We start from the raw sequence: 26268 nt of genomic DNA, 5'->3' as shown, positions 1-26268 counted from the left end.
CGTCCGCCACCTCGCAGTGCCAGACCCTCGCGCAGCGTCAGGTCGATGCGGCCGGATGCGGCCTCGTCGGTCTGACAGTGCGCCGCGGTCCGACACCGGCGGCGCGTGCCGGGGCCGCAGGTGCCGCGTCAGTCCTCGATGAGGTCGCGGCCCTCGGCGCGCAGGCGCGCCAGCCCGGCGAGCACCTGCTGCACCGCCTCCGGGGGGTGCTCCTCCCAGTCCTCGAGCTCGCGGACCACGCGCACCGGCGCGAGCGTCCGGTACGACCGCGTCGGGTTCCCCGGGAACTTCTTGTCGGTGACGTTCGGGTCGTCCTCGAAGGGACCCGTGGCCTCCACGACGTAGATGCGGCCTCGGCCGGGAGGGGCGGCGCCGTCGTCGTCCTGCCGCAGGGCCGCCGCCAGCTGGGCTCCCCACGCCGCCGTCGGCACGAGCGACGTGAAGTACACGTGCCGCAGCGCCCGTCCGGGCCTGAAGTGCGAGCGGTGCCCGGGCACGAGCTCGTCGCCCGGGCGGAGCGACGCTGCGGTGCCGTGGAAGAAGGGGCCGCCGTCCACGAGGCCTCCTCAGGAGGAGCGCTGCGGGGTGAGCACCCGCACGGGGGAGCCGGCCATCCACGCCGCGACGTCCTCCACCGCGTCGGTGAAGAAGCGCCGGTACGTCGTGGTGCTCACGTACCCGACGTGCGGGGTCAGCACGGTGCGCGGTGCGGTGCGCAGGGGGTGGTCGTCGGGGAGCGGCTCGACGTCGAACACGTCCAGGCCCGCGCCGCCGAGGTGGCCGGAGCGCAGGGCGTCGAGCAGGGCGGACTCGTCGACCAGCGGTCCGCGGGAGGTGTTCACGAGCAGCGCGCCGGGCTTCATGAGCGCCAGCTCGCGGGCGCCGATGGTCGCGCGCGAGCGGTCGGAGAGCTTGAGGTGCAGCGTCACGGCGTCGGAGCGGGCGAGCAGGTCGTCCTTGGACGTCGGCTCGACCCCGAGGCTGCGGGCCAGGTCGGGGTCGAGGTGCTGGGACCAGGCCAGCACCTGCATGTCGAACGCCTGCGCCACCCGGGCCACGCGCTGGCCGAGCTTGCCCAGCCCGACGACGCCGAGGACGGCGCCCGCCAGGTCTCCGCCCAGCCCCGAGCTGGTGGCCAGCCGCTGCTGCCACGCGCCGGCGCGCACCCCGGCGTCGAGCCGCGGCACGTCCTTGACCAGGGCGAGCAGCAGCGCCCAGGTCAGCTCGGCGGTCGCGGGCTCGACCATCCCCGTCCCGCAGACCACCACGCCGCGGCGGGCTGCCGCGTCCAGGTCGATCGCGGCGTTGCCCATGCCCGTGGTGACCAGCAGGCGCAGGTCCGGGAGCTCGCCGAGCAGCGCGGCGTCGAACGCCGTCCGCTCCCGCATGGCGACGACGACGGCCGCTCCTGCCAGCGCTCCGCGCAGCGCCGCGCCGGTGAGGTGCTGGTGGACGAAGGCCACCTCGGCCCCGTCGGGCAGCGAGGCCCAGTCAGCGAGCTGACCGGCCACGTGCTGGTAGTCGTCGAGCACCACGATGCGCACGCGACGACGCTACGCGCGACGGCGCCGGCCGCCAGCGCGGCCCCAGCGAGACCTCAGCGGGAGGCGCTGACCACGGGGATCTGCGAGGTCCAGGTCAGGCCGCCCTCGTCGAAGCACCCGGAGCACTCGCAGGCGGGCCAGCGCAGCCCGCTGCGGTGACCGCGGGGCTGGAGGTGGCCGGGCTCGACGGCGTGCTGGTCGACGTCGAAGGGGGAGTCGGAGGGGGAGTGCGCGTCCACCGCTCCAGCATCCGTCAGCGCGCGGGCTCGCGCGCCGGTTCTGGGTGGTCCGTCAGGTCATTGGCAGCGCGCGCCCAGGGGCGCTGGGCGAGCAGCGCCACGAGGGCCGCCCCACCGAGCGCCGCGGCGGCGCACGCGAACGCCGTCGGCACGCCGGCGTGCTCGATGACGACGCCGCCGGCCGCCGTCCCCAGCGCACCGCCGGTGGTGACGGCGGTGGAGAGCCACGCCTGCGCCTCGGTGGTGCGCCCCTGCGGGGCGGAGGCGTCGACGAGAGCCTGCTGGATGATCAGGCTCGGGGCGATGGCGAGCCCGACCACGAACAGCACTGCGAGCAGCACGGGCGTGGGCGGGTCGCCGGGCGTCGCCAGCACCGCGGCCACCACCGCGAGCCCGGCGCCGAAGACCGTCAGGGTCACCGGCAGCAGCCGACGGCCGGAGCGCTCCCCGGCGAGGGCGCCGTACGCCAGCCCGCCGATCGTGCTGCCCCCGGCGATGGCCGCGAACAGGAAACCGAGCGTCGCGTCGTCACCCAGGACGCTGCGGGCGGTGGCGGCGAGCGAGGTGTCGGTGGCGCCGAAGGCGAGGGCCATCACCAGGCCGGTGGCGAGCACGGCGACCAGAGCCGTGGAGACCATCCGCGCTCGCGGCGCGGACGTCGCCGACGAGGCGGGCGCGTCCACGGGCCGCAGGTGGGGCTCCAGCCGCGCGGCGGACGTGGCCGCGTAGGCGAGGCCCCCGACCAGCAGCACCCCCGCCGTCACGAGGAGCGGGCCCGTCGCCGGCAGGACCACCAGCAGGCCCGACAGCAGCAGCGGCCCCATGACGAAGATGGACTCCACCGCCGCGGCGTCCAGGGCGTAGCCGGCGCGCCGCTGGGCCAGGTCGGGCAAAAGCACGCGCCAGGAGCTGCGCATGGCCGCGCTGAACGGCGGGAAGGTCAGGCCCGCCCCCAGCGCCAGGGCGCACAGCAGCGCTGCGGACCCTCCCGCCTGCGCCACCAGGGCCAGCGCGGCGATCAGGCAGGCGCTGGTGCTGACCGCGGGGATGAGCACGCGGTGCTGCGCGCGGACGTCCATCGCCCGCCCCCACACCGGGGCCCCGCACGCCGTCCCGGCGGCGAAGGCCGCGGTGACCAGGCCCGCAGCGGCGTAGGAGCCCGACGTCCGCTCGACCAGCAGCACGATGCCGAGCGGCGCCATCGCGATCGGCAGCCGCGCCAGCAGCGACGCGGCGAACGTGCCGACGGTCGCCCGGCGCGCGAGCACCGCGCCGTAGACGGCGAGACCGCGCGTCGCGGTCCCCCCACCCGACGTCACCCCGGCAGGCTACGTGACCGTCGGTGACCGGTGCTCCGGGTACCCGGGTGGCTGGGGGGTCGGTGCGGGACGATCACCGGTGTGCTGCGAGCCGTGCTCTTCGACCTCGACGACACGCTGGTCGACCAGCGCACCGCCGCCGCCGCGGCGGTCAGGGCGTGGGGCGCCGAGCACGGGGTCGACGACGACGGCGCCGTCGAGCGCTGGACCGCCCTGTGCGACCTCCACTACGAGCGCTACCAGCGCCGCGAGCTCACCTTCCTCGAGCAGCGCCGGGTGCGGGTCCGCGCCTTCCTCGACCGCCCGAGCGCCGACGACGACGAGGCCGACGCCCTCTTCGCGGGGTACCTCCACCGCTACGAGTCCGGGTGGACCCGGTACGGCGACGCCGTGCCGGCCCTCCGGCGGGTCCGCGCCGCGGGGCTCGTCACCGCCGTCCTCACCAACGGCGACGCCGAGCAGCAGCGCGGCAAGATCGAGCGCACCGGGCTCGGTGGCGAGGTCGACGTCGTCGTCGCCAGCTCCGAGCTGTCCGCCGGCAAGCCCGACCCGTGCGCCTACGCCGAGGCGCTGGCCCGCGTCGGGGTCGCCGCGCACGAGGCCGTGATGGTCGGAGACTCGCTGGTCAACGACGTGCGCGGGGCGCTCGCGGCGGGGCTGGGGGCGGTGCTGCTCGACCGACGCGGTGAGCACCCCGGCGCCGACGTCCCGCGGATCAGCACGCTCGACGAGCTCGACCCGCGCCTGCTGAGCGGCCCGGACGGCGTGGTCGACGCCCCCTGACGCCGCACGCCGCACGCCGCACGGGCTCGACGTCGCTGCAGATCTTGGCGATGAGTGGCCCTGGGGGCGCTCGGCTGGCCACACACCGCCAAGATCTGCGGCGGGGTGTTCGGGACGTCCATGATCACGGTGGTGGAGGTCCGGTCCCGGCGAGCCCGAGCCGGTGGCCACCGATGAGTCCTGCGGCCCGCGGCGGTCTCCCGCTCCATGACCGGACGCATCGTCATCGACCTCTTCAGCAGCCTGGACGGCGTGGTCCAGGCACCCGGCGGGCCCGACGAGGACCCCTCCGGCGGCTTCACCCTCGGGGGCTGGCAGGCCCCGCTCTTCGACACCACCGTCGGGGAGCAGGTCATGGCGGGGATGGCCGAGATGGACGCGCTGCTGCTGGGCCGGAGGACCTACGACATCTTCGCGGGGTACTGGCCCCACCAGGACGAGCGCGACGTCGAGATCGCGCACACCTTCAACCGCATCCCCAAGTACGTGGTGTCGCGGGGCGCGCCGGACCTGTCGTGGCGCGGCTCCTCCCAGCTCGGCCCCGACCTGGCCGCTGAGGTCGCGGCGCTGAGGGAGCGGCACGCCTGCGTCCACGTGGTCGGCAGCGCCGAGCTCGCGCGGACGCTGGTGGCGGAGGGGCTGTTCGACGTCCTCAACCTGTGGGTCTACCCGGTGGTCCTGGGCGCGGGCAAGCGGCTCTTCCCCGACGACGGCCCCGCGCTCGGACTCGAGCTGCTGGAGCCGCCCAGCTCGGGCGGGACGGCGGTGCTCCTGCGCTACGGGCCCGGGGGACCGGTGCGCACCGGTGACATGGCGGCCGACCCCCGCCCGTGACGGGGGTGGTGCGCGGTCACGACGCCGCGAGGATCCGGAGCGTGAGCTGCCCCTGCGTCCGAGCCGTTCCGGGGAGGGCCCGCCAGGCGGGGTGGTCGTCGGTGAGCCGGGCGGCGAGGGTGCCGATGCGGCGGCGGTCCGAGCCCTCCAGGTGCTCGACCTCCTCGAAGGGGTCGTCGACGCAGGCCATGAGGGCTGCGGCGTCGAAGAGGTGACGATCGCGGCGCGCCGGGCTCACCGGTACGACCGGACGACGTCGCTCAGGGCCCGGTGACCGACCCCTCGGACGCGGGAGTCGGTGCTGGTGGTGGCGTCGAGCGCTGCGACCACCGGGGTGCGGACGAGGTCGGCGACGACCGCGACGTCGAAGGCGGTGGCCCGCAGGACCACGTGGCCGCCAGCACCGGGGCGGAGGCCCAGCGAGCTCACGACGCCGTCCAGCTCGTCGGCGTCGGCCGTCTCCCTCAGGGCGCGTCGCAGCCGAGACGCCTGCGCGTCTCCGAGCCACTCGGGAGCTCGCCCTGCGAGCTCGGCCACGGCACCCCAGGCGGTGTGCTCGGCCCACGAGCGGGTCCGTCCCTGCCGTTGCGCGGCAGGCACCACTCGACCGAGCTCCGGTTGACGAGGCCGCGGGCGACCTTGCTGATCTCCGCGTTCTCGGCGAGCCCCTGCACGTGGCGCGCCGTCACGCCGAGGGCGCGCGCCGCCTCCTCGACGGTGAGGAACCCCTGGTCGGTCATGACGGATGAGGTCGCTCTTCCGACCTCATCCGTCACGTCGCCACGCCGCGGGCGCGCAGCCCTCAGGCGCGCAGGAGCGGGGGCGCCTCGGGGGAGGCCGCGTCGACGGCGAGCGCCGCGACCCGCAGCGCCGGGTCGAGGGCGCCCCACACCTGGTCGAGGAGCGCCTCGAGGGTTGCCGCGGGCGCGGCGACGTCCACGGGCGCGGCGGTCGAGCGCACCTCGCTGGTGCTGCCGTCGTAGGTGGTCATGAGCACGCCGGTGCCGGGAGCGACGTGCCCGGCGGTCCAGGCGAGGTGGTCGGTGCTGTCGTCACCGCGGCCGCTGCGCTTGGCGGCCCCCACGACGCCGTCGGCGGCGCTGGACGCGTCGAGGGCCACCCAGATGCGGGTGGTGCAGATCGGCGGGTCGGGCTCGAAGGTGTGCGCGCCCCACGACTGCGCCACGGACTCCCCGGAGCTCAGCGACTCGGCCAGCGGCACCACCTGGTCTCCGTTGCCGACCACCAGCCAGGTGCCCCGGCGGGCCACCGCGACGTAGTGGCGCAGCGCGTCGTGCGGTCCGGCCGAGGTGTCCTCGACGGCTACGTCACCACCGGGACGCACCGCCAGGGCGCGGCGGCGCGAGCCTTCGCTGCGTCCCGTCAGGAAGTAGACGACGCCGAGCGCGCCGTCGTCGGCCCTGGCCAGGAGCACCCCCCGGCCGGGGTAGGGGCGGTCAGCGAGCGCGGAGGTGAGGGTCTGCACGACCGGACACGGTAGGCCCCGCGCCGGTCGGGAGCGCCGGTCAGGTCTGGGGCGCGGTCCACTGGTCCCACGAGAGGACCCAGTCGCCCAGGCCGTTCGTGAGCTCCATCGGCCGGTCCGTGCCGGTGACGTCGACGACGTCGCCGCGCTGGGCGATCCCGTAGAACCACTTCGCGTTGGCGTCGGAGGCGTTCAGGCAGCCGTGGGAGACGTTGCGCTTGCCCTGGGAGGGCACCGACCAGGGGGCCCCGTGCACGAACTCGCCGGAGTTGGCGATGCGCGTGGCCCACTTGACCTGCGTCGCGTAGTCCTGGCCTACGGTGCGCCCGTCCATGAGGTAGTCCTCGTGCTTCTCCAGCACCAGGTGCACCCCGGAGCGGGTGACGAAGGCGGGGTCGGAGTCCTCGCGGCCGGCCGAGATCGGGATGACCTTGGCCACCTCGCCGTTGACCCGCACCGTCATCTCGTGGGTGTCCGTGTCAGCGGTGGCGATGTGGGAGTCGCCGATGGTGAAGGCGATGTCGCGGTCAGCGGCGCCCCACCTGCCGTCGACCTGCATCCCGGTCAGGGGCACCTGGACGCGCACCTCGGTTCCCGAGGGCCAGTACTCCTTGGGCCGCCAGTGCACGCGGTCGGCGCCGATCCAGCGCCACGCGCCCTCGACGCCGCCGGAGTCGAGGGTGATCGCGTCGGTGACCGCCTGCCGCTCGGACTTCGGCACGTCGGTGGTGAAGATGACGACGACGGGCATGCCCACGCCGACGACCTCGCCGTCGAGCGGCATCATCTTGGCGCGCACGGCGCCGTCCTCGGAGACCGTGGTGAAGGCGAGCTGGCCGGTGGCCGTCGCGCCGTCGGCGTTCGTCGCGGTCGCGGCGGCGGTGTACGCGGTGCCCAGGTCGAGGTCGTCGGTGGGGGTCACCGAGCCGTCGTCCGCCGTGGTCACGGCCACCGGGGCGCCGTCGGCGCCGGTGAGGGTGATGCCGGTGAGTGTGCCGTCGGTGACGGTGGCCCGCAGCACCGGGCGGGGGCTGACCGGCCCGTCGGCGGTGAAGCCGTCACCGGCGAGCGCGACCTGCGCCACGGGAGCGGGCGGGGCCGACGACGGGGTGCCAGCGGCTCCGGCGCCGGCGGTGTCCTGGCTGGGACCGCAGCCCGCCAGCGCGGCGCCGGCGGGCAGCGCGACCAGACCGCTGACTGCCAGGAGGAACGCGCGGCGGCCGACGGGGGTGCGGGTGTGCGTGCGGGGGGTCTCAGCGCTCACGGGAGGCGTCGTCCTCAGCGGTGTCCGGACGGGCGGGGGTCCGCTCCAAGGGCAGGGACCGCACCGGGGTGCGCAGCACGGTGGTGCCGTGCGCCGGTGCGGGGGTGCCGTCGCGGTGGCGGTCGCGCAGCGGGACGGCGGACGCGAAGAGCGCGGCGACCCCCGTGGTGGTGCCGAGCCACGCGACGGCGGCGGCGGTGATGGCGAGGCCGAGGGTCATCACGCCACCGCCAGGGAGGTGCGGCCGGTGGCGCGCCACTCGCAGCCGCAGCGCTCGGCCAGCCGGCGCAGGTGCTCCAGCACCACCAGCTGCCCGGCGCTCCAGGTGGCGCAGGCGCTCTCGTCGACCTCCAGCACGCGGTGCCCGTCCTGGACGGCCCGGCGGACGCGGACGGCGAAGGCGCTGAGCGCAGCACCCCGCGGGGCGGAGGGGGCCGACAGCGACCACGGCGTCGTGGAGGGGGCGCTGGTGCGGCGGAGCAGGTCGGCGTGACCGCGCGGGCGACCCTGCCGGGGGATGAGGACGGCGGTCTCCGCCGAGGTCGCCGGCGAGGGGGAAGGGCTCGGCATGCTCAGGAACGTAGTCGCGCTCACAGCACCACGACGTCGTTCCCGGGAATGACGTTGCACCCGTCGAGTCATCCGTTCGGGGGGGCGTGCGGCACGCCCAGCGCCTCCAGGTCGGACGTCGTGGGCAGGGCCGCCGCACCTCGTGGGTCGCGGCGCAGCGGGAGCTGGGCGACGACGGCGGAGAGCGGCAGCGGGCCGTGGACGTGGGGGAAGAGCTCGCCGCCGCCGGGGGGTGCCTCCCAGCGCACCGCGGAGCCCGCCGCCTCGCAGGCGGCGACGTCGACGACGAGCAGCTCGTGGCCGTCGAGGGGGAGGTCGGCGTAGTAGCGCTCCAGCACCCCGGGCAGCTGGGCCGCGGTGCAGGCGTGGACGAAGCCCACCTCGGCGAGGTCGGCTCCGCGGGTGGAGCCCCGGTAGCCGCCCTCGGCCCGGGCCCGCTCCCAGGCGCTGCGCTCCGCCAGGTGGAGCACCCGCACCGGCCTGGTCGGACCGGCCGCAGTGGTCGGGCCCGTGGCAGGGCGGGAGCTGGGCGCCGCGGTGCTGGCGCGCTCGACGAGCCGCCAGGCGTCGAGCCCGCCCGGGTCGGGCAGCGCGAGGGCGAGCCGGGCCGCGCGGGCGCCCTGCTCCTCCAGGGACTGCTCGACGCTGGTGAGGCCGGCGCGCGCGGCGTCGGCGGAGTCGTCGAAGCCGCCGAGGGCGACGGCGCCGAGCACCTCTCCGCCGGTGAGCCCGAGGGCGTGGTGCGCCGCGAGGGCCTGACGGCCGCTCATCGCCACGAGGGCGTCCGCGCCGGCGGCCACCAGCACGCGGGTGGCGCGCAGCGCCTGCTGCTCGTCGTGGGTGCCGCAGACCGCCACGGCGACGTCGTCCCAGGTCAGGCCCAGGTCGAGGGCGGCGTCGCGGAAGCCGTCCAGGCGAGCGCGGGTGACCGGCAGCGCCACCCGGTCCGGGTCGAGACCGCGGTGCACCCCGGTGCGGCGGGCCCTGTCGAGGGGAGACGACAGCACCGCCGGGGCCGCCCGGCCCCGCCAGGTGGCGGTCGCGAGGGCGCGGGCCGCGGCGCGCTCGTCGATGCCGACGCCGCGCAAGCCCTCGGCGCCGCCGGTCCCGTCGGCCCCACCGGCCCCGTCGCCCGGCTCGCCGGTCGGGGGAGCCCCGTGCAGCACGGCGCGGCGGTGGGTGGCGCACACCGCGTCGAGCACCGGGTCGTCGTCGGTGGTCGACCACACCACGAAGGCGTCGACGGCCGCGGCGGCGACCAGGCCGGCGTCGTCGGCGCCGCCCGTGGTGGGCAGCAGCGTGAGCCCGTACCCCTGCGAGGCGCACACCCGGGCCAGGCCCGCGACGAAGGCCGTGGAGGTCGGGTCGTCGAAGACGTGGGCCAGGTCCTCGCCCAGGACCAGGCCCAGGGACCGCAGGCTGCCCTGGCGCAGGAAGCGACCGCTCGGGTCCGGGCCGAGGTAGCCCAGCTGGGCGGCGGCGTCGAGGACGCGCTGGCGGGTGGCCGCGGCGACCCTGCCTGGCTGGCTGTAGGCGTACGACGCCGTCATGGGGGAGACGCCCGCGGCGGCGGCGACGTCGGCCAGCGTGACCCGTGACTGGCTGCGCACGGGCCGACTCTAGGTGTGTACCGCTACACCCGTCCGGAGGGCGGGGTGTGTTGCGCTCCACGACCGCCTGCGGCGAGCCGTGTACCGCTACACACGCAGCGCGCTGGTGTGAAGCGCTACACCGCCGCGACGCGCGGAGGACGCCCGCCCGTCTCCCTGTCGGGGAGCAGTCGCGCCATGACGGTGACTGTGCGCATCCACCAGCTGCCCACCTGGCAGCGCAGCGTGAGCAGTGCCGTGCTCGTGGCGGAGCCCTCGTCGTCGTCGCGGGGACCGCCCTCGGGGGCGGCTCGTTCCTGCCCGAGGGGCTCGTGCTCGCCGCGGTGCTCGTCGTCCTCGCCGTCAGGGTGCCCCGGCTGCGCGTGGAGACGGGGGCCGACGTCGTCGTCGTGAACCTGCTCCGCACGCACCGGCTCGCCTGGCCCGACGTCGAGCGGTTCGCGGTGGGGCGGGGCGGTGTCGAGCTGCGGCGCGCCGGCGGTGGGCGGGTGCCGGTGCACGCCTTCCCCGGCGTCGCCGGGCTGACGCGCTCCGCGGAGCTGCGCCTCGACCTCGCCGCCGAGGGCCTCGAGCGGGCCCGGCGCCGCCACGCGGACGGCGCCCGCACGGACGCGCCCCGAACCAGCTGACGCGCCGGGCGGCGCGGGGTCAGACCCCGTCGGCCGTCGTGTACCTGCTCAGCGCCGGCGGCTGCGCCAGCACCTCGCCGAGGCGCGAGGCGCCCTCGGGGGTGCGGCGCCAGGCGCGGTAGGCGTCGTCGTGCTCCAGCGACTCCCACCGCTCCACGACGACGACGTGCGCCGGGTCGGTCACGTCGACGACGACGTCGCAGCCCAGGCACCCCTCGAAGGCGCGGGTGGCCTCCAGCACCTGGGCGACCACCGCCAGCGAGGCGTCGTGGTCGGCGGCAGCCTCGGGGGAGAGGGTCAGCTCGAGCAGGGAGACGAGGGTCACCCGGGCATGGTGCCCCGGGTGGGCGCCTGCGGCTCGTCGACCACCGGGGTCCTCTGCCGGCCCGGGAGCAGGGCGCGGCGGTAGCGGGCGCGGTACCAGCGCTGGGCCACCAGCAGCGCGGGGAAGGCCAGCCGCCACGGGCCGGGCGCCGGTCGGGTGAGGGACCGCAGGACGAGGCGCACCTCGCCGCCCGGCGCGAGGTCCACCACGAAGGCCTCCTCGCCGCTGACGGGGTGCCCGGTGAGCGTGCCGTAGGCGAACCCGCGGCGGGTCGGGGTGTCAACGACGGCGACCACCTGCACCGGCTCGCGGACGGCGACCGGGCCGAGGCGGGCGACCAGGTGGTAGCGGGCTTCCTCGCGGACCCGCAGCTCAGAGCCTTGCGCGGGCTCGACGCGGAAGCCGCTGCGGGTCTTCACGCCCCAGTGCAGGAGCGCCTGCGAGGCGGCCTCGAAGGCGTGGGCACCGCGGCCCACGAGCACGGACGACTCGTACCGGCGGAACCCGCTGAGCGCGCCGGTCCAGGTGCGGTCGGCGGGACGGGTGGCTCCCGGGCTGTCGTAGCTGAGGGCGCGGTCGCTCAGGTCGTCACCCATCCGGGCATGGTGGCAGCGCTCCGGGCGGGCGGGACCGCGACGGCGGAGTCCAGGGTCAGGATCAGCCTCCATGTGGCCCTGGACTCCGCCGTCGCGGCGCCGGGGCCATGATCGGCGCATGGGCAGGGGGCGGCAGAAGGCAAAGGACTCCCGTGGCGGCGACGGGGCGGGGGTGCTGGTCCCCGCCGGGCCGGCGCCGGTAGCTCCTGCGGGCTCACGCGCTCTCGACGTGCCGGAGCCCGCAGAGGTCCACGGACTGGGGTCCGAGCAGCGGTAGCCATTGCCAGGTCGCCGCGCAGTGCCGGTCCAGGAGGCCGGATCCGGTCTCAGGGGCCTGACGCCACGGGAGGTTCTGACACTGCTCAGACCGCTGTGGGGGGTCTTGCATCGCGAGATCTTGCGATGCGAGACCCCGCGCGGGCGGGGTCTGGTCGAGGCGCCCAAGATGTTGCGATGAGCAACCAGGCGGTGGCCCCCGGACCCATCGACCGCCGTCGGGTGGCGCTCCTGGTGGGGCTCGCCCTCGCCGTCGCCGCCGCCGGGCTGGTGTGGGCCAAGTGGTCGCCGTACACGGGCCGCACGCTCGACCTCCTCGCCGGCGGCGCGTGGCCGGGGTCGTCTCTCCTGGAGACCGGCGCGGGCGAGAACCTCCTGGTCAGGGCGTGGGACTTCACCTGGGCCTACACCTCCGCGGTCTGGAAGGCGCTGCTCGTGGCGCTCGTGGTGGCGGCCTCGGTCGACGTCCTCGTGCCGCGCCGCCTGCTGCTGCGCCTGCTCGACCGCCGCACCGCGCTGGGTGGCTCCGCCGCCGGGGGAGCGGCCTCGCTGCCCGGGATGATGTGCACCTGCTGCACCGCCCCGATCGCCGTGACCATGCGCCGCGCCGGCGTGCCCACCTCGGCTGCGCTGGCGTTCTGGCTGGGCAACCCGGTGCTGAACCCCGCCGTCGTCGTGTTCCTGGCGGTGCTCGTGCCGGCGGAGTGGGTGGTCGTCCGGGTGGTGCTCGGGCTGGTGCTCGTGGTGGGGATGACCGCGCTCATCGGGCGGGCCGTCGAGGGCCGGCGCGCTCCCGCCCCTGCCGATGCGGCCGTCGCCCGGGCCGCCGATGACCCCGCGTCCTCCGCCCCCGCGTCGGCGCTGCCCCGGCTCTGGCTCCGCAGCTTCGCGCGGCTCGCCCTCGTGCTGGTGCCGGAGTACCTCGTGGTCGTCTTCGCCGTCGGGCTGGTGGGGGAGCCCCTCGGGCGGGCGCTCGGTGGGGGCGGCGCGCTCGCGGTCCTCGTGGCGGTGGCGGTGGGGCTCGTCGCCGTCCTGCCGACCGGCGGGGAGATCCCCGTCCTCCTGGCGCTGGCCGCGGCCGGGGCGAGCCCGGCCGTGCTCGGGGTGCTGCTCATCGCGCTGCCGGCGCTCAGCCTGCCGTCCGCGGTGATGGTCGGGCGGGCGATGGGCTGGAGGACGACGGCGGCCGCGGCCGGCGCCACCGGAGCCGTCGCGCTCGCGGCGGGTGGGGCGCTCGCGGTCCTCTCGTGAGGGTCGTCGGGAGAGCGGTCGGGATGTCGGTGGCGCGTCGGCGTTGACGCGTGCGGTGGTTCCCTGGTTAGTTACTCCAGTAGTTAACCCGAGGAGTCGCCAGTGATGGACGACGGCCGCCCGATCTTCCAGCAGATCGCCGACCAGATCGCCGACGGGATCGCCGCCGGCGCCTACCCCGAGGGCACCCAGGTGCCCTCCACCACCGAGCTGTCCGCGTTCCACCGCATCAACCCGGCCACCGTCGGCAAGGGCGTCAACCTGCTCGTCGAGCGGGGGCTGCTCCACAAGCGGCGGGGCCTGGGGATGTTCGTCAGCGACGGCGCCCGCGCGTCGCTGCTAGCGGCGCGCACCGCGGCGTTCGCCCGCGCGTACGTCCGGCCGCTCCTGGCCGAGGCCCGTGCGCTCGGGCTGTCCACCGACGACGTCCACAAGATCGTCGACGAGACCGCAGACGAGAGGAGCACGCCATGACCCGCCAGACACCCCTCGCCGCAGCACCCGCCGTCCGGCTCCGCGGGGTCGGCCGCCGCTTCCGGCGCACCGACGCGCTCAGCGACGTCACCCTCGAGGTCCCCGAGGGCGTCGTGTGCGGGCTCCTCGGCCGCAACGGCGCCGGCAAGACGACGCTGATGTCGCTGCTCGCGGGCCACGGCCAGCCCTCGTCCGGCAGCGTTGAGGTCTTCGGGGCCGACCCGTTCACGCACGCCCCCACCACCAGCGCCGTCAGCTTCGTGCGCGACGACCAGCGCTACCCCGACGACTTCCGCCTGCCGCACCTGCTGGCGGTAGCGCCCCGGTTCCACGCCGCGTGGAGCACTGAGCGGGCCGCCGAGCTGGTCGACGCGTTCCGCCTCCCCGGCCGCACCGACGTCAAGAAGTACTCCCGCGGCCAGCTGTCCGCGCTCGGCATCGTGCTCGGGCTGGCCTCGCGCGCCCCGCTGACGGTGTTCGACGAGCCCTACCTCGGGCTCGACGCCGGCGCCCGGCAGGTCTTCTACCGCCAGCTCGTCACCGACCTCGCCGAGCACCCCCGCACCGTCGTCGTCTCGACCCACCTGGTCGACGAGATGGAGGCACTCCTCGACCGCGTGGTGGTGCTGGAGGGCGGCCGCGTGGTCCGTGACAGCACCGTCGACGAGGCGCGGGCCGCGGCGTACACGGTCAGCGGACCCGCGGCCGCCGTCGACGCCCTCACCGCCCGGCTGCCCGTGCTGGCGAGCCACCGCCTCGGGGGTCTGCGCTCGGCGACGGTCGAGGGTGAGCTCACCGACGAGGTCGACGACGCGGCCCGCCGCGCCGGGGCCCAGACCGGCCCCGCCTCCCTCCAGGAGCTCGTGCTCGCCCACGGCGTCGAGCCCGAGGTCGGCGTCCCCGGCGTCCCCGCATCTGCCGCCGCCCGCGCGTCCGAAGGAGTGCCCGCATGACCGCCTCGACCCACGACCTGGCCCCCACCGCGACGCACCGGCTGCCCGGTGCGCCGTCAGCCCTCGACGTCGTGCACCTGCAGACGGCCAAGCGCTTCATGACGTTCGCCGTGCCGCTGCTCACCCTGGCGCTCGTGCTGGCGATCTCCGGGGTCGTCGCCGGCGTCTTCTACCAGCTCGGCTCGCGGCCGGGCACCGAGGAGTGGGTCGCGAACAGCCGCAACAACCCCGGGGTGCTCTGGGCGCTGCCCGGCTTCCTCGGCTACTACGGCGTGCAGTCGGTCGCGACGACCTTCCCGCTGGCCCTGACCCTGGGCGCGGGCCGGCGGGCCTTCACGGCGGGCACGCTGCTCTTCCACGGCCTGCTCTCCGCGTACATCGCGCTGGTCGGGCTGGTGCTCCTGGGGGTCGAGAAGGCGACCGACCAGTGGTTCGTCGGCCTGTACCTCATGGACGTCGTGGTGCTCGGCGGGGGAGACCCGCTGCGCCTGGTCACCGTGCTGTTCCTGGGGTCGCTCGCGGTGATGTCCGCCGGGGCCGCCTTCGCCGCGGCCTGGGTGCGCTTCGCGGCGCGCGGTCCGATGGCCCTCGCCCTCGGCACCCTGCTCGTCCTCGCGGCGGCGGCGCTGCTCCTGGCGTCGCAGGCCTCCGCGGTCGCCGACGCGTTCCAGCTCTGGTGGCTGGCGGCGGCCGCCGTCGTCGTCATCGCCCTGGCGTGCGCGGCGGAGCACCTGCTGCTGCGCCGGGCGAGCGTGCGCTGACGAGCACCCGCTCCAGGCCCCGGCGGTCGGGGTCGAGGGCGTCGTAGACCGGGGCGAGCCGCGGGTGCTCGAAGTGCGCGTCGGGAGCCACGAGGGGGTGTCTCAGCCGGGCAGGACGGCGACGGCCTCGACCTCGACGAGCTGGTCGGGCCACCCCAGGGCGGCGACCCCGAGGAGCGTGCTGGGGGCGTCGTGATCGCCGAAGGCCCGGGCCACGACGTCCCAGGCCGTGCGCAGGTCGTCCGGGTCGCTGCTGGCGACGAAGACCGTCGACCTCACCACGCTGCTCAGCCCCGCCCCGGCCTCCTCCAGCACGGTGCGCAGGTTGGTCACCACCTGCTCGGCCTGCGCGGTGACGTCACCGGGCGCGACCGTGCGGCCCTCCGCGTCGAGCGGGCAGGCGCCCGCGGTGAACAGGAGGCGGCCGGGGCGGTCGGTCGTGGCGGCGTAGGCGTACGGCACGGCGGGGCTCAGGTGCCGGCTGCGCAGCAGCCGGACGGGGCTCACCGGGTCGACCTGGGCGTCGTGGGGCTCGGGCACGGCGGCAGCCTGGCAGCGCGCGGCCCAGCCCGGCGACCCGTTTCCGGGCTGTCCGGTCAGCGGGCGGAGGCGCTGCGCTCCCTCATGCGGCGCAGGCGGAGCCTGTCGACCAGCAGGTCGGCCTCGTCGAGCACGTCGCCCGCCGCCCACGCCGCGTCGCGCCTCGACGCCGTGATCGGGCGCAGCACCCCCGCTTCCACGAGGCGGGTGGTGGTGGCGTACGCGCGGGCCGTCGAGGCGCCGGTCGGGCGGGCGACGTCGGAGGCGTCGACCACCGGGCTGCTCGGCAGCAGCCGCAGCAGGGCGGCCGCTGCGGACCCGGCCCTCGGCCGGACCTCCTCGTGCCAGCGCTGCGGCAGCTCGGCCAGGCGCTGCGCGGAGACCTCGGCCTCGACCGCCGACCTCGTGGTGGCCTCCGCGAGGTAGGTGCAGAAGGCCTCGGCGTCACCGGTGCGGTAGTGGTCGACCAGCCCGAAGTACTCCTCGCGGTCGGCGACGATCGCCGAGGCGATGGGGACCGCCATGCGCGTCGTCGTCCCCCGGTGGCGTCAGACGGCGTTGATGAGCGAACGCCCGAGGCGGCCGTTGCCGTCGTGGAAGGGGTGGATGGACGCGAACTGCACGTGGGCCACGGCGGACTGCACCACCGGGTCGAGGTCGGTGCGCCGCATGAAGGCGACCAGGTCGTCCATGAGCTCCGGTACGCGACCGGGCGCCGGAGGGACGTGCACCGCGCCCAGCGGCGAGCGGTCCGACCCGCTGGTCCAGTTCTGGACCACGCGGAGCTTCCCGGCGTCGTGCCGCTCGTAGGGGTCGTCGGCCATGAGCGGGCGGTGGGCGGCGAGGACGTCGCCGAGCTCGACGCCGCGGGCGCCCGCTCGACGAGCAGGCGCAGGCCGTCGACCGCGCCCATGACCGTCCGCGCGGAGCGCGGACCGGTCAGCCCGTGCTGCACGCGGGCCAGCTGGTCGACGGTGGTCAGCTCGTCCTCGATCCGCGACGAGGCGATGGCTTCGGTGCGCAGCAGGAACGGCTCGAGGACGGCGACCTCGCCGGCGCGGCGCCGCTCGAGGACGGCGACCTCCAGCTGGGCGGCCCGGCAGCGCTCGAGGAGGCCGGCCGACACGTGGAGGCCCAGCTCGGCGATGAGCGGGGGGATGCTGGCGGTGTACTCGTCGATCTCCGAGCGGCGGCCGTCCTGGCGGCGCCAGGGCAGCACCTCCTCGCCGTGCGGCGGGACGACCAGGCGCGGGGGAGTGCTCACGGGGCTTCCGAGCGGTGGGAAGCGAGAAGAACGACGCCCTTGTTCTCGGTCGTCGGGACGTCCGAGAACAGCATCGACACCCTCCTCGCTAGGACGGCGTGCTCACCAGCGCCGCGAAGCCGTCGACCAGCGCGTCGGTGGCCGACGCCGGCAGGGCGCCCTGCGCCGCCAGCGACGCGACGCCGTGGGCGAGGGCCCAGCTGATGAGCGTCACCTCGCCGGGCGGTCCGTCGGCCCCGTCGGGGCGCGTCCGGCGGGTGAGCGCCCGCAGCGACGCGGCGCGGGCGGAGGTCAGGTCGGCGTCGTCGCCGGCCAGCTCGGCGGGGCGGAACATCAGCTCGTAGAGGGCGGGCTCGCGCTGGGCGAAGGCCACGTAGCGCCGTCCGAGCTCGGCCAGGTCCGCGGGCTCGCCCGAGGCGGCCGGCTCGTCCATCGTCGCGGCCAGCTCGCGGTAGCCGTGGGTGGCGACGGCGGTGAGCAGCCCGGCGCGGTCGCCGAAGGCGTAGGCCGGGGCGGCGTGCGAGACGCCCGCCCGCCGGGCGACGGCCCGCAGGCTCACGGCGGCCCGGCCGCCCTCGGCCAGCTCAGCGCGGGCGGCGCGGAGCAGGGCGGGGCGCAGGCCGTCGGTGTCCGGGGGGTCGGCGGGAGGCACCGGGAGATCGTCACAGGTTCCGGTTGACAGTGTCAAGCGTCGGTGGGAGCGTTACACTTGTCAGTGTCAAGCACGACGACGAGGAGACTCCCGTGACCGCTGCAGCAGCCCTCCGCCCCACCTCCTTCGGCTCCGCCCGCTCGGTGCTGTCCCTGTTCAGCTGGGCCAGCGCCGCGTCGTCGTTCTCCGCGGCGTCCTTCGCCAGCGCCGCCAGCTGGGCCAGCGCCGGGTCGGCGTTCTCGGCCTTCTCGGTCGGGTCGTTCCTGTCGGTCGGGTCGGTGGGCTCGGTGCTCTCGATCGGCAGCGTCGGCGGTGCCGGCGAGGTCTTCGGGGTGCCGGTGCTCCAGTGGCTCTCGAGCGCCCTCTGACGCGGCGCCGACCCGACACCGACCCGACACCGACCCTGAGCTGACGAGAAGCCCGCGATGTACCACGCCCTGGTGGAGCGCGTCTCGCGCCGCAACTTCGAGCGCGTCAACGACCACGACTACGAGCCGCTGCTGGCGGCCTGCCGGCCCGACGTCCACCACCGCTTCGGCGGTGACCACGCCCTCGGGGGCGAGCGGCACGACGTCGACGCCCTGCGCCGGTGGTTCCACCGCCTCGGCCGCCTGTGCCCGACCCTGCGCCTGACCGTCACCGACGTCTGGGTCAAGGGCCTGCCCCACGACACGACGGCGCTCCTGCGCTGGGACGCCACCCAGGACCTGCCCGACGGCTCCACCTACGCCAACCACGGCGTGCACGTGGTGCGGCTGCGGTGGATGAGGGTCGTCTCGATCGACGCCAACGAGGACTCCCAGGCCGTCGAGCGCGCCCTGGCCCTGTTCGCCGCCCACGGCGTCGAGGAGGCGTCGGCGGCGCCGATCACCAGCTGAGGCGGCGGTCGCCCGGTCTGCGATCAGCGGGGGCGCGGGTGAGGCTGGCCTGGTGAGCAGCTCCGCCCAGGACCTCGACCTCGACGCCCTGCGCCGGCGCCTCCTGCCCGAGCGGGGCGGCGAGGTCGACGACAGCATCCCCGAGCTCGCCGACGCCGACCCCGACCTGTGCGCCCTGGCCCTCGCGCTGCCCGACGGCGAGGTGCGCGCCAGCGAGCAGGCCGACGCGCCGTTCAGCGTGCAGTCGGCGGTGAAGCCGTTCCTCTTCGCCCTCGCGCTGCTCGACACCGGGGGTGACGCCCTCGACAGGGTCGGCATCGAGCCCACGGGTGAGTCCTTCGACGCCATCAAGCTCGAGGGCGGCACGGGGCGGCCGCCGAACCCCATGGTGAACGCGGGTGCCCTGCTCACGGCGTCGCTGGTGGACGGCGACGACGTCGACGCCCGCGCCGAGCGCATCGTCAGCGGGCTCTCGGCCTTCGCCGGGACGGCGCTCCGCGTGGACGACCGCGTCGCCCGCAGCGAGCACCTCCTCGGCGACCGCAACCACGCGCTGGCGCACCTCATGCGCAGCGAGGGGACCCTGCGGGTCGGGGCGGACGACGCCGTGGCCGTCTACGCCCGCGCGTGCGCCGTGCTCGTGGACGCGAGGTCGCTGGCGGTGATGGGCGCCACGCTGGCGCTCGGGGGCGCAACCCCGTCACGGGCGAGCGCGTGGTCCCGCCGGACGTGGCCCGCGACGTCGTCGCCGTCATGGCCACCTGCGGCGTCTACGACGGCTCGGGCCGCTGGATGCGCAGCGTGGGGGTGCCGGCGAAGTCGAGCGTGGCGGGCGGGATCGTGCTCGCGGCGCCGGGCGTGCTGGGCGCGGCCGTGGTGAGCCCGCCGCTGGACGAGCAGGGCACCAGCGTGCGCGGCCACCTCGCCTGCCAGGAGCTCAGCACGGCGCTCGACCTGCACGTCTTCGCCGCCCACCCCTCGTGATCATGGACGTCCGGAACGTCCCCGGTCAGGTGGTGGGCGCCGCCGCCAGGCCCGCCTGGCCCCCGCTGACCGCGTCCGAGACCCGGTGCAGCTGCCCACCGGTCACCGGGACGGCGCGCACGTCGAGGACGGCCGTCGCGACGTCGCACTCGGGTCCCAGCTCCACCCCGGGACCGCACGCCGCCTCCACCACGGCTCCGACCAACAGCAGGTGGCTCCCGTCAGCGGTCCAGGCGAGGTCCTCGTCCTGGGTGCCCGTCCGCACGACGTCGACGAGGTCGGTGGCCCCGACCCCTCCCACGGCGATGGCCGCCGTCTCCTCGGCGGCGCCCTCCGCCGAGCGCCGCAGCACCGCGAGGCGCTGGCCGTCGGGCGAGAAGACCGGGGAGGTCTCCGCGGCCTCCGGCGTCTCGAGCCGGTGGGCGGCAGCGGTGGCGACGTCGACCAGCACGACGTCGCGGTCGGCCCAGCCCTCGTCACCGCCGTCGAGGACCAGGGTCGTGCCGTCGGGGGAGAACCGCGGGACGCCGAGGAGCGCCGGCACGCCGTCGACCGGCCGGGAGGCGCCCGTCGCGGTGTCGACGAGCACCAGCCGCTCCGCGCCCGGTGCGCACCAGTCCCCACCGGCGGGCAGCGACGCGTCGTCACCGCGGTCGAGCACCGCAGCGGTCCGCCCGTCCGGTGAGAGGGCGAGCGAGTGCGACACCACCGGGAGGTCGGCCACGCGGCGCACCCCGCTGCCGTCGCCGTCCGCGAGGTAGAGGCCCATCGGTGCCGGGGCCGGCCCGAGGCAGTCGCCCGATGAGTGCTCGGCGCGGCCGAGCAGGGCCAGTCGCTCGCCGTCGTCGCTCGCGGCGACCTCCCTGACGTCGCCGACCCCGTCGACGCGCATCCCGGCGTCGGAGCCGTCGGCGGCGGCGAGGACCAGCTCACCGGGGCCGTCGGTCCGGATCCGCTGACCGCCGCGGACCACGGCCACGCGGTCGGGACCCAGCCACGCGGCGTCCCACGCCTCCTGCTGGTCGCCCGCGCGCACGTGCTCCCCGGTGGCGAGGTCGAGCACGAGCAGACCGGAGGAGCGGTCGTCGGGGAGGGCGCCGTAGAAGGAGACCCGCCCCTGCAGCACCGGTGCGGAGCCGGCTGCCGCCCCGCCGCCGCACGCGCTGAGCAGAGCGACCCCCGCGACGGCTGCCGCTGCCGCCGCTGACCTGGTCGAGCGCATGACCGTCCACCGTCCTGTCGTGGTGCGGGCGCTCCGCCGCGGGCGCCCTCACGGAGCACGACGCCGGACGGGGCCGTCCTGATGCACCCGCCGGTCAGCGGACCAGCAACAGATCGGAGCCGTGGCGCGTCTGGTCGGCGTGGACCCCTCGCCGGAGCGCAGCGCGCAGGAGCAGCAGGCGGCCGACGTCCTGCGCGCCGCGCTGCGCCCCGGGTCGGCCGGTGCCGACGAGGTGCGGGGTCTGGTGGCGCAGACCCTGGCTGCTGCGGCGCGGCGCCGTCACCGTCGTCGGGCCTGGGCGCCGGTCGCTGCCGCTGCGGCCGCCGGGGTGGTGGTCTGCGGCGTCGTGATGCTCCCCGCCGCGGTGGGGCCGGCGCAGGACGACGGCGCGACGACGGTCGCCGAGCACTCCGCGGTGGTCCAGGAGCTGCCAGACGACGCCGCGGCGGCCGAGCCCTCTGGCGCGGCCGCCGGAGCGCCTGCACCGCTGGCACGGACCGCGGTGGAGCGACATGATCATCCCGTGGTGGAGCCCTGGCGTGCCGCCGTCGCCGCTGCGCTCCTGGTGGCAGCCGTCCTCGTGCTCGTCTTCCGCCGTCGGCTCGCCCGCGCGGCGGCGCGTCAGGGAGCGCGCGACGACGGCGTGGGTCGCTCGCGGGTGCGCGCTCTGAGCGCCCAGGTGCAGGGGAGCCCGTGGGCGATGGTCTGGAACGCCGTGGTGCTGGCGGCGATGGCGGCTGTGGTCCTGTTCGGCGAGCAGGGGCGGTGCGCCCTGCACGGGATCTGCTGACGGAAACCCCGTTGCCCCTGGTCGCGTGGGCGGCGAGGGTCCCGGGGTGGACACCGACACCCGCTGGCGCGGCGAGATCACCAGCACCGAGGTCGACCGCCTGCACGCGGAGGCCTTCGGCGCCCGCGTGCACACCGACGAGGAGTCCGACTGGGCGCGTCGCGTGGAGGAGCACTGCCTGGGCTGGGTCACCGCGCGGCGCGGGGGCGAGCTGGTGGGGTTCCTCGTCGTCGTGTGGGACGGCGGTGCGCACGCCTGGCTGCAGGACGTGGTGGTCGCCGCGAACGCCCGCCACCTCGGCATCGGCACCGCTCTGGTGGCGCGCGCACGGCAGGAGTCGGTCACGGCCGGTTGCGAGTGGCTCCACGTCGACTTCGTCCCAGGCCTGCGGACCTTCTACGTCGACGCGTGCGGCTTCCGGCCCACCGAGAGCGGGCTGATGGACCTCACAGTGTGTTGATCTTGGCGTTCCTTCTCCCTGTGAGCGCTCACAGAGGGAAGGGACGCCAAGATCGACACCACGTGGGGCGGTCGGAGTGGCCGACCGCCCCACGATCACCGAGCGGAAGGGCGGGTCAGTCGGCCTCGGGCGGCACGATCCCCGTGACGTCGACGGCGGTGACCTCGCGGCCCGCGAAGCACGCAGGTGCCGAGGCCTTCCACGCCTCCTGCAGGCCGGTCCCCGCGACGCCGCTGCCACCGTCGGTGCCGACGACGGTGTCACCGACCCTGATGATCGTCCCGGCTGGCGTGAGGAGTCCCCGGCCCCCGTCGAGCACCGCGGTGCCCTGCTGGAGCACCAGCACGCCGGTCCGCGTGCCGTCGTCGAGGCCGAGGCACCCGCCGTCCAGCACGACGACCCGCCCGTTGACCAGTGCGTCGGACGGATCGCTGACGCGCTGGACGCCCGTGAACACCGTCGTGCCGTCGGCGAGCTCCAGCCGGTGTGCCGCGGGGTCGGGGCCGTCGTCCTCGGGCTGGGCGTACCAGAGGTTCAGCGTCAGCTGGCGGCGCCCGAGGGCCGGCCACCCGGAGGTGTCGAGGTCGTCGGGGGCCAGCCACGCCGTCGTCGACCCCTCCGGGCCGCCGAGACCGACGAACATCCCCTCCGACGCCACCACGACGGGCGTCTGGCAGCTGCTCCCGGCGGTGCCGCCGTCGACGATCGCCAGGCAGACCTCGCCCGAGGCCGACGTGCCCAGGTAGAGGCTCTTCGGTCCCTCCTGGGCGAGCTTGCGCACGGACTCCGGGGTCATGTCGCCGGTGGTGTCGGCATCGAAGCCGGTGGGGAGGGCGTCGTCGTCGGTCTGCGGTGCACGCAGCCGGGCGAAGAGGTCCTCCGCGGTGCCGAGCGCGTCGGCGTCCACCCAGACGCTGGGCAGGAGCGCCACGAAGCCGCGCGCCACGAGGCCGGAGGTGTCGGCGCCCTTGGGCACGAGCCACAGCGCCGGGGACGCGCTCCCGTCGGAGACCTCCAGCGGCTCGGGCGACGACGGCTGCAGGGACGTGCCTCCCTCGCTGCCCGACGGGTGGAGCACCGACCACGCGAGCCGACCGTCGGGGTCGAACCCCGCGTAGTACGAGATCTCGCCCAGCCGAGCGAGCAGCCGGACCGAGCCGGGCACCACCGGCTCACCGAGCTCGGCGAGGCCCTCGCGGTCCTCGTCGTCCTGCGGGCGGTCGAGGAGCTCGTAGTCCTGCCACCGCTGCGACGCCGCCACCTCGGCCGGCGACGCCGGCGGGGTGCTCGTCGAGCCGCCCCAGCCGAAGACCCCGACGCCGGTGATGGCCACCACGGCGGCGGCCGCAGCCGCCGCGAGCCCCAGCACCAGCCGCTTCGGGGGGCGGCGACGACGCAGGCGCTGGCCGTCGTCGTCCCACGCGGTGCGGCGCCCGGCGGGGTCGGCCCCGTCGACGTCGAGGCTGACCACGCCGTCCTCGACGGCTGCGTGCACCTGCGCGCGGTGGTGCTCCACCGCCGCGGCGTCGACGGGCTTGAGGTGCGCCCGGGCGCCGAGCGCGTCGGTGAGCAGCTGGTCGAGGGCGTCGTCGCGGCGGTCGTCGAGGGTGCTCATCGCTGGCCTTCCGGCGCGGAGGGGTCGGACTGGAGGCGGCGCTGCAGCGACGCCAGGGCGCGGTGCGCGGTCGACTTCACCGTGCCGCGGCTGATGCCCATCGCCGCGGCGGTGGCGGCCTCGTCGAGGTGCGACCAGTAGCGCAGGACCACCACCTCGCGCTGCCGCTCCGGCAGCTGGGCGACGGCGGCCAGCACCTCGCGGCGCTGGTCACCGAGGAGGGCGAGCTCCTCCGCGGACGGCCCGGCGACGTCGTGCGGCGGGGTCCAGGCCCGCGCGGTGCGCCGCCGGCGCAGCACGGACCGGGCCCCGTTGACGACGGCGCGGTGCAGGTACGCCCGCGCCCGGGCCGGGTCGTCGAGGCGGTCCCAGTGGCGCAGCAGCCCGGCGAAGGCCTCCTGCGCGACGTCCTCGGCGCTGGCGTCGTCGTCGACCAGCAGCAGCGCGGTGCGGACGACCCGCGCCCACTCGGCGGTGAACAGCCCGTCGAAGGAGCTGGCGACCGCCGGGGGCGGGTGGTCGTCGTCGGCCTTCGGGGCGCTCACGCGCATCACGGGGTCTCCTCGCCGGCCACCGCGGCAGCGGCCTCACGGGATAGACGTCTGAGCGGGCCCGAGGTTGCTCCTCCACCTCGACCAGTCCGCTCCGGGCAGGTGGGGCCCGGTCGCGTCAGGAGTCTCGCGCGGCCCACTCGTGGTCGAGCACGGACATCAGCACCTCGTCGTGCCAGTGGCCCGCGTGGAAGGTGACCTCTCGACGTCGTCCCTCCTCAGCGAAGCCGACCCGTCGGTACGCAGCGAGCGCCGCGTCGTTGTACGCGGGCGTCCGCAGCTCGACCCGGTGCAGGCCGAGGTCGTCGAAGGCGAGCCGCAGGAGCACGCGGAGCGCGTCGGTGCCGAGGCCGCGGCCGCGGTGCTCGTCGCCGATGATGACGCCGAGCTCCGCGGTGCGCGTGCGCCACGTCGCGCCCCACAGCGTCACGTGACCCACGAGCTGCTCGTCGGTGAGGTCGACGACGCTGAAGCCGACGTCGGGGCTCGCGGGGTCGTTGGCGCTCCACCGGCGGAACTGGTCGACCGCTGACCCGGCCGGCTGGGGGACGACGGCGTCGCGCTGCAGGGTCGTGGTGTCGACGTGCTGCCACCACCTGTCGAGGACCGGGAGGTCGGACTCCTGCAGCGCGCGGAGGCGGGTGCGCTGGCCGACGAGCAGAGCTGCGGCGTACGACTCGGCGTCACTGGAACGGGTGAGGTCAGCCACGGGCGGTCTCCCGGGGGTCGGTGGGGTGGCGGACGTCCATGATCACGAGGGGAGAGTGCTCCGGACTCTCATGATCGAGGGGGGAGTCAGGAGGTCTGGCCGAGGCGGGCCTGCAGGGCCTTCACGGTCGGCCACCCGGCCGCGCGGTCGGCGTCGACGAACAGGGCGAACTCGTGGTCGAGCGGCAGTCGCTCGTAGGGGAGGTCCACGCCCTGCGCGGCGAACAGGTCCATGACCTCCTCCACCCGGTCGCCGTTGAGGTCACCCCCCACGCTGACGATGAGCGGCTCGTCGGCGCGCACCGCGTCGAGGTTCGCGAGGTAGTCCGTGGGCTGGCGGCTCATGGCGCCGTCGACCGCCCACGTCGCGGCGAACATCTCGGGGTGCAGCACGGCGAACCGGAAGGCGCCGTGCCCGCCCATCGAGAAGCCCACCAGCAGCCGGTGCTCCGGCCCCGGCTGCACGCGGTAGGTCTGCTCGACGTGGGGGATGAGCTCGTCGATGAAGTCGGTGTCGTACTGGCCCTCCCAGCGCCCGTCGCGGTTGCTGTCCGGGGTGACGATGACGACGTCGTCCAGCACGCCGTCGTCGACGGCCTTGCGCATCTCCTCGCCGTCCACGAGGAACGTCGCGTTGGTCTGGTCGCGCCCGTGCAGCGCGAACAGGACCGGGTACTGCTGGCAGCTGGAGTAGTAGTCGGCCGGGAGGCTCACGCTGTACGGGACGGCGTGCCCGTCGGCGGCCGTCATCTCGGTGTCGAAGCGCAGGTCACCGCTGGTGGGGCCGCAGCTGCCCGTCGGTGCCGCCGAGGGCTCGCCCGACGCGGTTCCGGAGGACGACGGCGGCGCTGACGGGCCCGCGGTGGGCCCGCTGGCGGCGTCGCCGCTGCCCCCGCTGCGGAAGATGCTGACAGCCAGCGCCCCGCCGACCAGCGCTGCCACGAGCACCCCGGCGACCGGCACCACCACGGGCCAGCGGCGCCGCGGGGCTCCGCCGTCGCCGTCGGGGGTGGGGGCTGCGCTGCTCATCGGGGACCTCTCGTCGGTGGCGTGGTTCGTCGGTGCGTCCCGTCGAGTCTGACCGCTGCGGTGGCGGCGCGGCTGGGCCAGCGGCCCAGGTCCACCCGACCGGCGCGCTCCCGGGCCACACTGCCGGGATGATCACGGCCGCAGTGCCCGGGGTGTGGAGCACCGCGTTCTTCACCGCGGTCGTGCGGTACGTCGCGGTGGGCGTCGGGACGGGGGCGCTCGTCGGGGTCGCTCTGGTGGTGCTCTCGACGCTGCTCCCGACGGCCTCGGGTGCCGGCGGGGACGGCTTCCAGGACCTCGGCGTCGTGCTGCTCTTCGGCGCGCTCGTCGGTGCCGCGCTGTCGCTCCCGGCCGCCGCGGTGGGTGCTGCGACCGGCCTGGTGCTCGCCGTCCGCAGGCCCCGGAGCCGTTGGCTCGTGCTGGTCGGACTGCTGTGGTGCCCGGTGGCCCTGGTCGGGTGGCTCGCCTGGCTGTGGATGTCGCTCAGCCTGCACGGCTGGGCGCAGCAGCTGACGGCGCTGCTCGTGGTGGAGGCCGTCGTCGTCGCCGCGGTGGCGGTCGCGCAGCGGTGGGTGACGGCTCCGGTGGCCGGTGAGGTCAGGGCGCCGCGCGGGGGTGCCTCTGACGTGAGCGCTGAGCTGGACGGGTGAGGTCGTGACGC

34 protein-coding genes and 1 pseudogene are annotated in these 26268 nt (G+C 75.9%); 13 read left to right on the top strand and 22 right to left on the bottom strand.

Annotated features, from left to right (window positions below):
- Nucleotides 1–128: 128 nt before the first annotated feature.
- Genes arr through F1641_RS23565 form a run of 4 tightly spaced genes read right to left on the bottom strand, consistent with a single transcriptional unit; the run spans nt 129 to nt 3102 of the window.
- A complete protein-coding gene (gene arr / locus F1641_RS18875; protein ID WP_194908038.1) occupies nt 129–557 on the bottom strand; it encodes an NAD(+)--rifampin ADP-ribosyltransferase in 429 nt (142 codons plus the stop codon).
- A 9-nt stretch (nt 558–566) separates the two neighbouring features.
- Nucleotides 567–1544 (bottom strand): D-2-hydroxyacid dehydrogenase family protein, encoded by a 978-nt coding sequence (locus tag F1641_RS18870; protein WP_194908036.1) that lies wholly within the window; start codon nt 1542–1544, stop codon nt 567–569.
- Nucleotides 1545–1597: 53 nt separating this feature from the next.
- Entirely contained in the window at nt 1598–1783 is a 186-nt protein-coding gene (locus tag F1641_RS18865) for a hypothetical protein (RefSeq protein WP_194908033.1), read from the bottom strand.
- A 14-nt stretch (nt 1784–1797) separates the two neighbouring features.
- Nucleotides 1798–3102, bottom strand: coding sequence for an MFS transporter (locus F1641_RS23565; RefSeq protein ID WP_194908031.1), 1305 nt, complete (start codon nt 3100–3102; stop codon nt 1798–1800).
- Nucleotides 3103–3183: 81 nt separating this feature from the next.
- Between F1641_RS23565 and F1641_RS18855 the strand changes: the two genes are divergently transcribed.
- A complete protein-coding gene (locus F1641_RS18855; protein WP_194908030.1) occupies nt 3184–3885 on the top strand; it encodes an HAD family hydrolase in 702 nt (233 codons plus the stop codon).
- 207 nt (nt 3886–4092) lie between these two features.
- On the top strand, nt 4093–4719 hold the full coding sequence (locus F1641_RS18850) for a dihydrofolate reductase family protein (RefSeq protein WP_194908028.1): 627 nt from the start codon (nt 4093–4095) through the stop codon (nt 4717–4719).
- Between the two features lie 16 nt (nt 4720–4735).
- Here the strand turns inward: F1641_RS18850 and F1641_RS18845 are convergent, their stop codons facing one another.
- The 7 genes from F1641_RS18845 to F1641_RS18815 all read right to left on the bottom strand — a co-directional run bounded on the left by F1641_RS18845 (nt 4736) and on the right by F1641_RS18815 (nt 9649).
- The gene (locus F1641_RS18845; protein ID WP_194908027.1) at nt 4736–4957 is read right to left on the bottom strand and encodes a hypothetical protein; all 222 of its coding nucleotides are present in this window, start codon (nt 4955–4957) and stop codon (nt 4736–4738) included.
- Nucleotides 4954–5256, bottom strand: coding sequence for a hypothetical protein (locus tag F1641_RS18840; protein WP_194908025.1), 303 nt, complete (start codon nt 5254–5256; stop codon nt 4954–4956). Before F1641_RS18840 ends, F1641_RS18845 begins: the two co-directional genes overlap by 4 nt.
- 265 nt (nt 5257–5521) lie before the next feature.
- Entirely contained in the window at nt 5522–6205 is a 684-nt protein-coding gene (locus F1641_RS18835; RefSeq protein WP_194908024.1) for an IMP cyclohydrolase, read from the bottom strand.
- A 40-nt stretch (nt 6206–6245) separates the two neighbouring features.
- Nucleotides 6246–7469, bottom strand: a complete 1224-nt coding sequence (locus F1641_RS18830) for an Ig-like domain-containing protein (RefSeq protein ID WP_194908021.1) — start codon at nt 7467–7469, stop codon at nt 6246–6248.
- The gene (locus tag F1641_RS18825; RefSeq protein WP_194908019.1) at nt 7459–7689 is read right to left on the bottom strand and encodes a hypothetical protein; all 231 of its coding nucleotides are present in this window, start codon (nt 7687–7689) and stop codon (nt 7459–7461) included. The genes F1641_RS18830 and F1641_RS18825 overlap by 11 nt, the downstream gene beginning before the upstream one ends.
- Entirely contained in the window at nt 7689–8039 is a 351-nt protein-coding gene (locus F1641_RS18820) for a hypothetical protein (protein WP_194908018.1), read from the bottom strand. Before F1641_RS18820 ends, F1641_RS18825 begins: the two co-directional genes overlap by 1 nt.
- Before the next feature lie 68 nt (nt 8040–8107).
- A complete protein-coding gene (locus F1641_RS18815; protein WP_194908017.1) occupies nt 8108–9649 on the bottom strand; it encodes a DUF952 domain-containing protein in 1542 nt (513 codons plus the stop codon).
- 311 nt (nt 9650–9960) lie between these two features.
- Here F1641_RS18815 and F1641_RS18810 point away from each other — a divergent pair, with 311 nt between their 5' ends.
- Complete coding sequence (locus tag F1641_RS18810; RefSeq protein ID WP_194908016.1) at nt 9961–10278, top strand: PH domain-containing protein; 318 nt, start codon at nt 9961–9963, stop codon at nt 10276–10278.
- 19 nt (nt 10279–10297) lie between these two features.
- Here the strand turns inward: F1641_RS18810 and F1641_RS18805 are convergent, their stop codons facing one another.
- Both F1641_RS18805 and F1641_RS18800 read right to left on the bottom strand, forming a co-directional pair.
- Complete coding sequence (locus tag F1641_RS18805) at nt 10298–10603, bottom strand: putative quinol monooxygenase (protein ID WP_194908015.1); 306 nt, start codon at nt 10601–10603, stop codon at nt 10298–10300.
- Complete coding sequence (locus F1641_RS18800; RefSeq protein ID WP_194908214.1) at nt 10600–11187, bottom strand: DUF1990 domain-containing protein; 588 nt, start codon at nt 11185–11187, stop codon at nt 10600–10602. Before F1641_RS18800 ends, F1641_RS18805 begins: the two co-directional genes overlap by 4 nt.
- A gap of 465 nt (nt 11188–11652) precedes the next feature.
- Here F1641_RS18800 and F1641_RS18795 point away from each other — a divergent pair, with 465 nt between their 5' ends.
- The 4 genes from F1641_RS18795 (at nt 11653) to F1641_RS18780 (ending at nt 14914) form a co-directional block, all read left to right on the top strand.
- The gene (locus F1641_RS18795) at nt 11653–12726 is read left to right on the top strand and encodes a permease (RefSeq protein WP_194908014.1); all 1074 of its coding nucleotides are present in this window, start codon (nt 11653–11655) and stop codon (nt 12724–12726) included.
- A gap of 105 nt (nt 12727–12831) precedes the next feature.
- Entirely contained in the window at nt 12832–13200 is a 369-nt protein-coding gene (locus F1641_RS18790; protein WP_194908013.1) for a GntR family transcriptional regulator, read from the top strand.
- A complete protein-coding gene (locus F1641_RS18785) occupies nt 13197–14153 on the top strand; it encodes an ABC transporter ATP-binding protein (protein WP_194908012.1) in 957 nt (318 codons plus the stop codon). Before F1641_RS18790 ends, F1641_RS18785 begins: the two co-directional genes overlap by 4 nt.
- Nucleotides 14150–14914: a hypothetical protein gene (locus F1641_RS18780; protein ID WP_206691475.1), complete on the top strand. Its 765-nt coding sequence runs from the start codon at nt 14150–14152 to the stop codon at nt 14912–14914. Before F1641_RS18785 ends, F1641_RS18780 begins: the two co-directional genes overlap by 4 nt.
- A 102-nt stretch (nt 14915–15016) precedes the next feature.
- Here the strand turns inward: F1641_RS18780 and F1641_RS18775 are convergent, their stop codons facing one another.
- From F1641_RS18775 to F1641_RS18760, 4 genes are all read right to left on the bottom strand, one after another.
- Complete coding sequence (locus tag F1641_RS18775; RefSeq protein ID WP_194908210.1) at nt 15017–15421, bottom strand: RidA family protein; 405 nt, start codon at nt 15419–15421, stop codon at nt 15017–15019.
- Between the two features lie 89 nt (nt 15422–15510).
- The gene (locus F1641_RS18770; protein ID WP_194908010.1) at nt 15511–15978 is read right to left on the bottom strand and encodes a hypothetical protein; all 468 of its coding nucleotides are present in this window, start codon (nt 15976–15978) and stop codon (nt 15511–15513) included.
- A 24-nt stretch (nt 15979–16002) separates the two neighbouring features.
- A complete protein-coding gene (locus F1641_RS22285) occupies nt 16003–16557 on the bottom strand; it encodes a Fic family protein (RefSeq protein ID WP_255515138.1) in 555 nt (184 codons plus the stop codon).
- 249 nt (nt 16558–16806) lie between these two features.
- Nucleotides 16807–17370: a TetR/AcrR family transcriptional regulator gene (locus F1641_RS18760; protein ID WP_206691473.1), complete on the bottom strand. Its 564-nt coding sequence runs from the start codon at nt 17368–17370 to the stop codon at nt 16807–16809.
- 92 nt (nt 17371–17462) lie between these two features.
- Here F1641_RS18760 and F1641_RS18755 point away from each other — a divergent pair, with 92 nt between their 5' ends.
- The 3 genes and pseudogenes from F1641_RS18755 to glsA all read left to right on the top strand — a co-directional run bounded on the left by F1641_RS18755 (nt 17463) and on the right by glsA (nt 19232).
- Nucleotides 17463–17738: a hypothetical protein gene (locus tag F1641_RS18755; RefSeq protein WP_194908007.1), complete on the top strand. Its 276-nt coding sequence runs from the start codon at nt 17463–17465 to the stop codon at nt 17736–17738.
- Nucleotides 17739–17795: 57 nt separating this feature from the next.
- A complete protein-coding gene (locus F1641_RS18750; protein ID WP_194908006.1) occupies nt 17796–18248 on the top strand; it encodes a nuclear transport factor 2 family protein in 453 nt (150 codons plus the stop codon).
- Between the two features lie 52 nt (nt 18249–18300).
- A pseudogene (gene glsA, locus F1641_RS22280) lies at nt 18301–19232 on the top strand (glutaminase A).
- A 25-nt stretch (nt 19233–19257) separates the two neighbouring features.
- Here the strand turns inward: glsA and F1641_RS18740 are convergent.
- On the bottom strand, nt 19258–20454 hold the full coding sequence (locus F1641_RS18740; RefSeq protein WP_194908005.1) for a PD40 domain-containing protein: 1197 nt from the start codon (nt 20452–20454) through the stop codon (nt 19258–19260).
- A gap of 121 nt (nt 20455–20575) precedes the next feature.
- Between F1641_RS18740 and F1641_RS18735 the strand changes: the two genes are divergently transcribed.
- Together F1641_RS18735 and F1641_RS18730 are read left to right on the top strand one after the other, a co-directional pair.
- A complete protein-coding gene (locus F1641_RS18735; protein WP_194908004.1) occupies nt 20576–21244 on the top strand; it encodes a hypothetical protein in 669 nt (222 codons plus the stop codon).
- 46 nt (nt 21245–21290) lie between these two features.
- Complete coding sequence (locus F1641_RS18730) at nt 21291–21704, top strand: GNAT family N-acetyltransferase (RefSeq protein WP_194908003.1); 414 nt, start codon at nt 21291–21293, stop codon at nt 21702–21704.
- A gap of 115 nt (nt 21705–21819) precedes the next feature.
- Here the strand turns inward: F1641_RS18730 and F1641_RS18725 are convergent, their stop codons facing one another.
- The 4 genes from F1641_RS18725 to F1641_RS18710 form a co-directional block, all read right to left on the bottom strand.
- Nucleotides 21820–23319 carry a hypothetical protein gene (locus F1641_RS18725; protein WP_194908002.1) on the bottom strand — a complete coding sequence of 500 codons (1500 nt, stop codon included), beginning with the start codon at nt 23317–23319 and terminating at the stop codon, nt 21820–21822.
- Complete coding sequence (locus F1641_RS18720) at nt 23316–23864, bottom strand: RNA polymerase sigma factor (RefSeq protein WP_206691471.1); 549 nt, start codon at nt 23862–23864, stop codon at nt 23316–23318. The genes F1641_RS18725 and F1641_RS18720 overlap by 4 nt, the downstream gene beginning before the upstream one ends.
- Before the next feature lie 124 nt (nt 23865–23988).
- Nucleotides 23989–24579 carry a GNAT family N-acetyltransferase gene (locus F1641_RS18715; protein ID WP_206691470.1) on the bottom strand — a complete coding sequence of 197 codons (591 nt, stop codon included), beginning with the start codon at nt 24577–24579 and terminating at the stop codon, nt 23989–23991.
- Nucleotides 24580–24665: 86 nt separating this feature from the next.
- Entirely contained in the window at nt 24666–25607 is a 942-nt protein-coding gene (locus F1641_RS18710; protein WP_194908000.1) for an esterase family protein, read from the bottom strand.
- A gap of 128 nt (nt 25608–25735) precedes the next feature.
- Here F1641_RS18710 and F1641_RS18705 point away from each other — a divergent pair, with 128 nt between their 5' ends.
- Nucleotides 25736–26257, top strand: coding sequence for a hypothetical protein (locus F1641_RS18705; protein WP_194907998.1), 522 nt, complete (start codon nt 25736–25738; stop codon nt 26255–26257).
- Nucleotides 26258–26268: the final 11 nt, after the last annotated feature.

Origin of the sequence: Quadrisphaera sp. INWT6 (genome assembly GCF_015390235.1) — a bacterium.
Lineage (GTDB): Bacteria > Actinomycetota > Actinomycetes > Actinomycetales > Quadrisphaeraceae > Quadrisphaera.
This window is presented reverse-complemented; position numbering and strand designations above follow the sequence as displayed.

Excerpts from the sequence above, each read along its gene's own strand:
- F1641_RS18725 (WP_194908002.1), bottom strand. The coding sequence starts at position 23,319 with ATGAGCACCCTCGACGACCGCCGCGACGACGCCCTCGACCAGCTGCTC.
- F1641_RS18750 (WP_194908006.1), top strand. The coding sequence starts at position 17,796 with ATGTACCACGCCCTGGTGGAGCGCGTCTCGCGCCGCAACTTCGAGCGC.
- F1641_RS18770 (WP_194908010.1), bottom strand. The coding sequence starts at position 15,978 with ATGGCGGTCCCCATCGCCTCGGCGATCGTCGCCGACCGCGAGGAGTAC.
- F1641_RS18795 (WP_194908014.1), top strand. The coding sequence starts at position 11,653 with ATGAGCAACCAGGCGGTGGCCCCCGGACCCATCGACCGCCGTCGGGTG.
- F1641_RS18710 (WP_194908000.1), bottom strand. The coding sequence starts at position 25,607 with ATGAGCAGCGCAGCCCCCACCCCCGACGGCGACGGCGGAGCCCCGCGG.
- F1641_RS18820 (WP_194908018.1), bottom strand. The coding sequence starts at position 8,039 with ATGCCGAGCCCTTCCCCCTCGCCGGCGACCTCGGCGGAGACCGCCGTC.
- F1641_RS18850 (WP_194908028.1), top strand. The coding sequence starts at position 4,093 with ATGACCGGACGCATCGTCATCGACCTCTTCAGCAGCCTGGACGGCGTG.
- F1641_RS18790 (WP_194908013.1), top strand. The coding sequence starts at position 12,832 with ATGGACGACGGCCGCCCGATCTTCCAGCAGATCGCCGACCAGATCGCC.
- F1641_RS18785 (WP_194908012.1), top strand. The coding sequence starts at position 13,197 with ATGACCCGCCAGACACCCCTCGCCGCAGCACCCGCCGTCCGGCTCCGC.
- F1641_RS18705 (WP_194907998.1), top strand. The coding sequence starts at position 25,736 with ATGATCACGGCCGCAGTGCCCGGGGTGTGGAGCACCGCGTTCTTCACC.
- F1641_RS18780 (WP_206691475.1), top strand. The coding sequence starts at position 14,150 with ATGACCGCCTCGACCCACGACCTGGCCCCCACCGCGACGCACCGGCTG.
- F1641_RS18740 (WP_194908005.1), bottom strand. The coding sequence starts at position 20,454 with ATGCGCTCGACCAGGTCAGCGGCGGCAGCGGCAGCCGTCGCGGGGGTC.
- F1641_RS18825 (WP_194908019.1), bottom strand. The coding sequence starts at position 7,689 with ATGACCCTCGGCCTCGCCATCACCGCCGCCGCCGTCGCGTGGCTCGGC.